This window comes from Ruegeria sp. CDSA241 (assembly GCF_059611265.1).
This window is the reverse complement of record NZ_JBXWPF010000015.1, coordinates 107,792-115,688: the sequence shown is the minus strand read 5'-3', so window position 1 is coordinate 115,688 and position 7,897 is coordinate 107,792. Positions and strand designations below refer to the sequence as shown.

Here is a 7,897-nt window from a genome sequence, read left to right as displayed (position 1 = left end):
CCCCTGAAACTCACGGGTATGAATCACGCAGGCGGGATGACGGCAACCAAATTAACAGGTCCAGAACCTAGGGATTGAATCACTTGGGAAGGATCAAAATCGCTCTAAAGTCGTTAACGTTTGTGAGGGTTGGTCCTGGAACGATTTGACCTCCGATTGCACCGAAGAAACTATGGGCATCATTGCGGTCCAGCACTTCTCGGGCTGAGACGCCTTTGCCGGACGCTTGTGCTAGCGTATCGGGCCCTGCATAAGCACCGGCCACTTCTGCCGCACCGTCTACGCCATCTGTGTCGCAAGCCAGTATGTGGATGCCCGCCGCCCCGTTCAGAGCCAATGCCGCGGCCAGCGTGAACTCGGCATTGGGACCTCCAATGCCGTTTCCCCGCCTTGTAACGGTGCATTCACCACCGGATAGCAGCAAGGTCGGGCGCTTGATTGTTGACTGCAACAAAAGGGCCTCCGCCGCTTGATGCGCTGCCAGTACTCTTGCTTCTCCTTCCAATGCATCTCCTAGAAGATGCACCTTGCAGCCTTGGGCCTCAGCCTCCGCGGCAGCAGCCTCAAGGGATTGCACCGGGGCAGCGATCACGCGCGTTTCTGCGCGCAAAAAGATGGGATCATCCGGAGGGATGACGCTGGAATTAGACAGCATCGCTTCTGATACAGTAATTCCGTAGTGCTTCAGGATATCGATTGCATCCTTTGCACTGCTTTTTTCACCCACAGTTGGGCCCGAGGCGATCAGCGCCGGATCATCACCCGGCACATCGGAAATCAGCAAGCTAAGCATCTGTGCTGGTGCACAGGCCGCCGCCAGTTGTCCACCTTTGACGCGACTCAGGTGTTTTCGGACGATGTTCATGTCTCCGATCGGTGCGCCAGAGGCCAAGAGCGCTTGGTTGAGCGCAATCTTGTCGGCGAGGGTGACGCCCGCTGCCGCGGCACAAAGCAACGCTGACCCCCCACCCGTGATTAAGGCGATTACCGTATCCTCCGAAGTCGTATCCTGAACCATCTCCAACATCCGGATCGTTGCAGCTTCACCAGCGGCATCCGGCACTGGGTGCGCCGCCTCGACAATCTCGATACCATTACACGGTCGAGCAAACCCATAACGGGTAATGACGAGCCCCTCACAAGGGCCATAGTAGGCCTCAACGGCTTCGGCCATGCGGGCACTGGCCTTGCCTGCTCCTATCACCAGCAGCCGCCCCTTTGGACGCTTTGGCAAGTGTGGGGGCACCACGAGCATGGGGTCGGCCACAGCAACGGCGGTGGAAAAGAGGTGTTCCAGAAAGCTTCGAGGGTTGTTGGCGGGGTCAATCATAGGTTTCCTATTCCGGATCAGGCGATGGGCCGTTGTAAGAACCAACGGCTGTGTTCTGACGGCCCACGATTCGGTCCGTTTTCTAGCTTGCCAAACTGTACAAACCCCCAACGCAGATAGATCTCGCGCGCCTTGGGATCAGAGGTGTCGAGCCAAACGTTGTGACAACCCCTCGCTACGGCCAAAGTAGAAGCGCGCTCGAACAACGCGCGTGCTAACCCCTGACGCCGGAAAGGCTGGGCCACCCACAAGACTTTGAGCAACAACCAACCATAAGAAGTTGTGCCCAGAAGCCCGCCCTTCAGCGTGCCATCCGTTTGGCAGACCAAATGAATTGTGCTGTTAACACCTTGCGGTTGTTGGCAACGCAGCTCGTCCAACAAATTGCGTTCCAACGCGAACACCAGTTGGTCATCACAAATTTCATCAATCAGCCAAGCCATTTGGAATAGTCGCTGACCAAAAGATGCGTCGGAGCAACATCCTCCTCAAACTCGGCAAAACGGCCGATGGGTTCACGAAAGATGTTGTCGGTCTCGTCGTCATTTATGGTTGAGACCTCACCAATCAACACGTCCCCTCCTTCGCCCCAGAACGCGTGCCAATCACCCGGACGAAGCGTGACGCTTTCACCAGGTGCCAGGCGCAGCTTCTCGCCCGGTTGGTAACGATGTCGGATGCCGTCCAGCCAGACCACACCGCCGCGATCCTCTGCAAAACCACCCGCCTCGTCTGAGCCAAAAAGCTCAACAATCAGAGTTGCGCCACCGCGATTGATGATATCCTCAGCTTTCAGAACATGCGTGTGCATTGGCGACAGCTGGTCCCGCCTCGAAATCAACAGTTTCTCGGCGTAACACATGCCGCCACCCTTGGCTAAATCACTCTGCAACCCGTTGCGCAGGGTGAATAGGAACAGGCCCATCCTGTCATAATCACCGTCACCGTAATCAGTGATGTCCCAACCGCAACGTGCGTCAATCACATGACGCGCATCACTTTTGCGAGCCTTGAATTCCTCTGGACTCCAATAGGCGAAGGGCGGCAAAGCAAAGCCATGAGAGCAAATGAACTCATCTGCTTGGGCCATGATCTCATTGATGCGCGAACGCTTCATGCTGGCACTTTTTGGTTTTTGAGGATTTCGATCACCATGGCAGCGGTCCAGGTAAAATCTCCACCACCACAGGGCTCGCCGCTGTTTGGGTCATAGTATTCTGCAAAGCCACTTTTCTCGATGAGGCGCAAACTGTCAGCCAGGATACGCTGCGCCATGGCCCCCTGCTCTGACCGACCTAGGCCTTCGGCAATCAAATAATTCACGATTAACCATGTCGGTCCGCGCCAATAGCGCAGGCTGTCAAAAGCGCCATCTATTGGGTCGTGACTGGGCACCAGATAGCCGCATCGCTCAGCCAACAAAGCGATCCGCCGTGCGAGCGCATCAGCTCGCGCATGAGGGACATCGGCAATTGCCGCGAGCAACCCACCAATCGAAGGTGTGTCTTGCAGATGACCAGCAGCGCGGTTGTAACACGTGTATTGCCCAAGCGTCGGGTTCCATAGGCTTTCCAGTGCCGCACGACCCTTCGTGGCCATCGCGCGGGCCTCAGAGGCCATCGAGGGATCGCCTAAGAACTCGGCCAAATCCGCAACATCGTCGCAAGACCGTATCAGGATGCCGTTAAAGCCTGGGTCAACGAGGCAAAATGGCGAGGCATCGTGGAGCTTCGCATTATCCCATCCAAGCCCTCGGAAGTACTCGACCAGCCAGATATAGCACTTGTATTGCTCGTCCGACGGGCGGTGATCTGGGTTGGCGTGGGTCGTATCCCGTCGCGTAAATGGCGCGATACCCTCGATCGGCACGGCGTCCAGCCCTTCATCCCAATCCACAGAGTTGTCTCGGCCAGACTCCCACGGGTGAATGATTGCGACCAGTCCCGTGCTTTTGGGATCGCGGTCGCGGTAGAACCATTTGTGCCATGCATGGACCTTGGGCAGGAGCTTGGCCAGACGCTCGCGCGCGACTGCTTTGTCTTCAGTCCGATCATAAAGCTTGCGCAACGCAAAACCCGCAACCGCTGGCTGGGTGATTCCAGTCGTGGGCACATCTCGCCTTGTTTGCCAGACGTTAGGACCTGGGAAATATCCATCATCTGGTTCGTGGAAAATGATATGTGGCACCATACCATCGTCCCACTGATGGGCCATAAGAGTCTCGACCTCGACCCAGGCCCGATCCATGTCGAAATGCGAAAAGCCAAGCGCGGACAAAGCACTGTCCCAGTTCCATTGGAAAGGATAGAGGCCATGGGTAGGAACGGTGTAGGTGCCCCTATCATTTCCTTCCATGACGCCTCGGGCCTGATCGATCAGAGCTTGGCTCATCCTGTTTCTCCCTTAAGCGACGGCCAGAGTGGTTTCGGAGTCAAACCAACGCCCCCGTCCCTCTTGCGGTGCCAGCGTAAGTACGTCACCAGGTTTCACGCTGAGCTCACTGTCCAGAACTGCGCGGAACTGGTGTCCGTCCACGTCACAAGTCACAAGTAAATGTGCGCCCAAAGGCTCAACAACCTTGGCTCGCGCTCCAAACCCCTGATCTGCAATGCGCAGATCTTCCGGGCGAATGGCCCATTTCAGATCCTTGCCATTTGCAGGACCGTCAAGGTTCTGCCCGGCAACTGTCCAGCGACCAGAGCCCGCAGCTTCAGCGGGGAGGAAATTCATAGGCGGATTGCCGATGAAACTGGCCACAAACTCGGCCGCTGGATCCCGATACACCTCGATGGGCGAGGCTGCCTGCACAATCTTGCCCTGATGCATGACGCTGATCCGGTCAGCCATGGACATGGCTTCGACCTGATCGTGGGTCACATAGATGGCAGTGGTCTTGCTTTCTGCCAGAACACCCTTCAGCTCAGCACGCATTTCCATCCGCAACAGCGCGTCGAGGTTCGACAGCGGTTCGTCCATCAGGATCACGTCCGGCTCCATTGCCAAGGCACGGGCAACTGCAACCCTCTGGCGCTGGCCGCCCGACAACTCGCCCGAATAGCGCTTTAGGAGTTGCTCGATATGCATCAAACCTGCGGTGCGTTCGACCCGGCGCTTGACCTCATCATCCGGCAGTTTTTGCATCCGCAGCCCAAAGCCAATGTTCTCGAACACAGTTAGGTGCGGAAACACCGCATAGTTTTGGAATACCATCGAGATGCCGCGATCTTTGGGCGACAGGTGATCCACCCGGCGGCCACCGATCCAGACTTCGCCGGTTGTCGCTGTCTCAAGTCCGGCGATGATACGCAAAAGCGTAGATTTACCACAGCCCGAAGCCCCCAGAAGGACCATGAACTCCTGGTCTGCGATGGTAAGGTTGATGTCATGCAGAGCTTGGTAGGACCCAAAGTTCTTGGCGACGTTTTTGATCTGTATTTCAGCCATAACAGTTTCCTTTCAGCCACCGCTCAGCGGTTGGCGATGCCCCACATGGCAAAGAGATATTTGCGCACAGCGAAGATGAAAATCAGCGCAGGCACCACGAGGATGAAGCCGCCTGCAAATTTCAGGTGCAACGGGGCCTCGCCCAGTGTCTGCAACAGGAATGCGGGCAACGTGCGGTTTTCGATGGTCAGCACGGCGGCTGCGAACACTTCGTTCCACGAGATTACAAAGGCGAAAATCGCCGAGGCCGTGATCCCCGGAAGTACCAAGGGCAAGATCACCTTGGTAAAGGCAGTCAGCCGTGTGCAGCCCAATGTCCAAGCCGCCTCTTCCAGCTCAAGCGGTATGCCTGAAAAAAGCGAAAAGGTGATGAGCACCGCGAAGGGGATCGCCAACGTTGTGTGAACCAGCGCCAGACCAAAAGCCGTATCATCCAAGCCCGTACGGATGAAGAGAACTGCCAAGGGCAGTGCCAGAAGCGGCAAGGGAAAGGCCCGTGTCAGCAAGATCAGCAACCGGAACAGCTCTTTCCCACGGAAGTCGAACCGCGATAGGGCGTAGCCCGCGGGGGCTCCGATGGCGATGGACATCACCATCGTCATCAAAGCCACCACAACCGAGTTCCACAGCGCCCTCAGCATCCCCTGGAACCCCATGAAGAATTCCAGGGATCCCATATTGAACTCCGGGATGAAGCTCTTGGGGAAACTGTTCACCGTATCCGGTGAGGACATTGTGTTCACGAACAGCAGGTAGAGCGGTATAATCACCCAGGCACACAGCAAGATCACCCCTGCTCGGTAAAGCCCCCTTCCCGCCTTGCGGGTGTCAGGGGCTACGACGTCTGCTACAGCCATCATATCGTGGCTCCTTTCGGGACGCGCAGAGCGCGCATGATGATCAGAGTGAAGACGATAGAGATAATCAGAACGATGATCGCCAGCGCTGCTGCTGCCCCACTATTTTGCAGGTCAAACTGATAGGCGTAGATCTCGCCCATAAGCACCGGGAAGATCGTGCCCCCAAGAGCTGCAACCACGGCGAAGACCTCGAAGGCCAGGATGACGCGCAGGACCAGGGCCGTTTGCAGCGACGGGCGCAATAGCGGCAGGGTGATACGCGTGAACTGTTTCCAGCGCGAGGCGCCAAACACATCCGCAGCTTCGTAGTATTCCTTGGGGATCAGGCCGATGCCCGCCACAAGGATCACCAGCATGATCGCAGTTGCGCGCCAAATCTCAGCAAGCATAATCGCCAGGAACACTACCCACGGTGTTTGATAACTCAGCAAACTTACAGGTTGGTCAGTGACACCAAGCCCGACCATCATCGAGTTCAGGAAACCCGACTGCTCGAAGATCGCCAGCCAGATGATACCGGCGGCAAGATCAGAAATACCCAGCGGAATGGTCCAAATATACAGAACCAGATCACGGCCCTTTTCCATTTTCGTGACCATCGTGGCCATCAGAAGTGACAGCGCCAGCTGGATCGGTACCACGGCCGCGGCCAGAAGAAAGGTGTTCTTCATCGAGATCGGGAACTTCCAGTAGCTCACGACCTCGCGAAAGTTATCCAGTGAAAAGCCGTTCCCTGTTCCAAAAGCCTGCTGCGCAACCAGCGCAAACGGATAGAGGAAAAACAGGCAAAGAAATAGCGTCACCGGGAGGATCAGAAAATAGGGCAAAAGCCGCGCTTCCATCGGACCACTCCTTTAAATTGGGATTTTGCTGGGGGAGCCGGGCCACAGCTTCGGCGGCCCGGCAGTCAGGGAAGGTCTTATTCGACCGGGCAAGCACCTTCCGATGGTGCATCTGGTGCCCAGCAAGGCGCGCCAGTTTCAGTCATGATCTTTTCCAGCTGTTTCTTTTGATCTTCCAGAACCCGCTCGATGGGCTGACCAGCCAGAACAATGCGCTCGAACGCATCTACGTAAACACGATTGAAATCCCCACCCATGCTACCCAGACCTGCAGGCAGCAGGCCAGGATTAGCATCTGGTGAGCCGCTCATCGTGGCAACCGCTTCGCCGGCAGCTTTGACCGAAGGCGGCAGATCGTCTGGCAGTTCGACTTCAACCACAGGGAAGAAGTTTGTGGCCTTCAGGGTCGCAATCTGTGTTTCGGGCTGCATCAAATAGGTCACCAACGCTTTGGCACCTTCTGCATCTGGCGCGGTGCGTGGGATGGCAACACCTGCCAGAACAGGCATGAAGCCACGGCCGGTCGGACCAGCAGGCGCCGGGAAGGCAACAAAATCGTCAGGACGCTCATTAAACGCCTGTGCAAGGCGCGAGGTGTGGTCGAAGACGATCCAGGCATCGCCGTTCAACAGCTGTTCCTGCATGAACGAGAAGTTGGTCGATGCAGGGTTTGTATGGCTCCACAGCTCTTTGAACTTCTCCCATGCTGTCACAGCCTCGGGCGATGCAAATGTCCGCACGACACCATCAGTGTAGGACGGGTAGAGGTAGCCTTGGAAGAAGCGGTGTTTTAGACCCTTGGGTCCTGCAGGAAAGCCGAATTTCTTCTGGCCAGTTGCTTCTTCTACATTCGCCGCCCATGCGATCAACTGGTCATAGGTCAGCGCATTGATGTCCGCACCTTCAGGCAGGTATTGCAGCGCTTCCTTATTGGCGGCCATGATGTAGCTCGCTTGCATCCAAGGCATGTAGTGCAGGCCGTCAGTTCCCAGCTTGGCCAGATCATTGAAAGTGTCTGAGGCCGACATGACGCCAAGATCACTGAGATCCATTAGGTCATCAGGGTTCATCGCCGAGAAGTTGCCGTGCAAAGAACCCAACAAGTCAATGCTACCCGAGCCCGCTTGTAGTTCAGCTTGCAAACGCGTCAGCCAAGGGCCGTCTTCGTTCGGCTGGTAATCCACTCCACCATCGAAGCCACCAAGAACCTCGGTCCGCATAGCCTGCGCTTCTTCGGCTGGCCGGGCCTGGGTCGACCAGAACAGAGTTTCAGCTTGCACGGTGACAGCGCCAACAAGCATGGCCACACCGGACACGGCTCCCGCCAGCTTCGAATGAATAGACATGTTTTCCTCCCTATGTCTGAGGTTGTCCAAAACCAGGCAACCTCCCTCCCTCGCCGACAACCTTGGATCAGTCGA

8 protein-coding genes are annotated in these 7,897 nt (G+C 56.6%); all 8 read right to left on the bottom strand.

Annotated features, from left to right (window positions below; translation table 11 throughout):
- Window positions 1-79 precede the first annotated feature (79 nt).
- Complete coding sequence (locus AC2FJV_RS14560; protein WP_496713991.1) at window positions 80-1,330, bottom strand: glycerate kinase type-2 family protein; 1,251 nt, start codon at window positions 1,328-1,330, stop codon at window positions 80-82.
- Window positions 1,331-1,347: 17 nt separating this feature from the next.
- Complete coding sequence (locus AC2FJV_RS14555; protein WP_496690238.1) at window positions 1,348-1,773, bottom strand: GNAT family N-acetyltransferase; 426 nt, start codon at window positions 1,771-1,773, stop codon at window positions 1,348-1,350.
- Window positions 1,761-2,447 (bottom strand): D-lyxose/D-mannose family sugar isomerase, encoded by a 687-nt coding sequence (locus AC2FJV_RS14550; protein WP_496694342.1) that lies wholly within the window; start codon window positions 2,445-2,447, stop codon window positions 1,761-1,763. The genes AC2FJV_RS14555 and AC2FJV_RS14550 overlap by 13 nt, the downstream gene beginning before the upstream one ends.
- Entirely contained in the window at window positions 2,444-3,721 is a 1,278-nt protein-coding gene (locus tag AC2FJV_RS14545; RefSeq protein ID WP_142640341.1) for an MGH1-like glycoside hydrolase domain-containing protein, read from the bottom strand. The genes AC2FJV_RS14550 and AC2FJV_RS14545 overlap by 4 nt, the downstream gene beginning before the upstream one ends.
- Window positions 3,722-3,733: 12 nt before the next feature.
- Complete coding sequence (locus AC2FJV_RS14540) at window positions 3,734-4,774, bottom strand: ABC transporter ATP-binding protein (RefSeq protein ID WP_142640342.1); 1,041 nt, start codon at window positions 4,772-4,774, stop codon at window positions 3,734-3,736.
- 23 nt (window positions 4,775-4,797) lie between these two features.
- Window positions 4,798-5,634 carry a carbohydrate ABC transporter permease gene (locus tag AC2FJV_RS14535; protein WP_221929508.1) on the bottom strand — a complete coding sequence of 279 codons (837 nt, stop codon included), beginning with the start codon at window positions 5,632-5,634 and terminating at the stop codon, window positions 4,798-4,800.
- On the bottom strand, window positions 5,631-6,476 hold the full coding sequence (locus AC2FJV_RS14530; protein ID WP_142640343.1) for a carbohydrate ABC transporter permease: 846 nt from the start codon (window positions 6,474-6,476) through the stop codon (window positions 5,631-5,633). Before AC2FJV_RS14530 ends, AC2FJV_RS14535 begins: the two co-directional genes overlap by 4 nt.
- Window positions 6,477-6,553: 77 nt before the next feature.
- The gene (locus AC2FJV_RS14525; RefSeq protein WP_496690237.1) at window positions 6,554-7,822 is read right to left on the bottom strand and encodes an ABC transporter substrate-binding protein; all 1,269 of its coding nucleotides are present in this window, start codon (window positions 7,820-7,822) and stop codon (window positions 6,554-6,556) included.
- Between the last annotated feature and the right edge of the window lie 75 nt (window positions 7,823-7,897).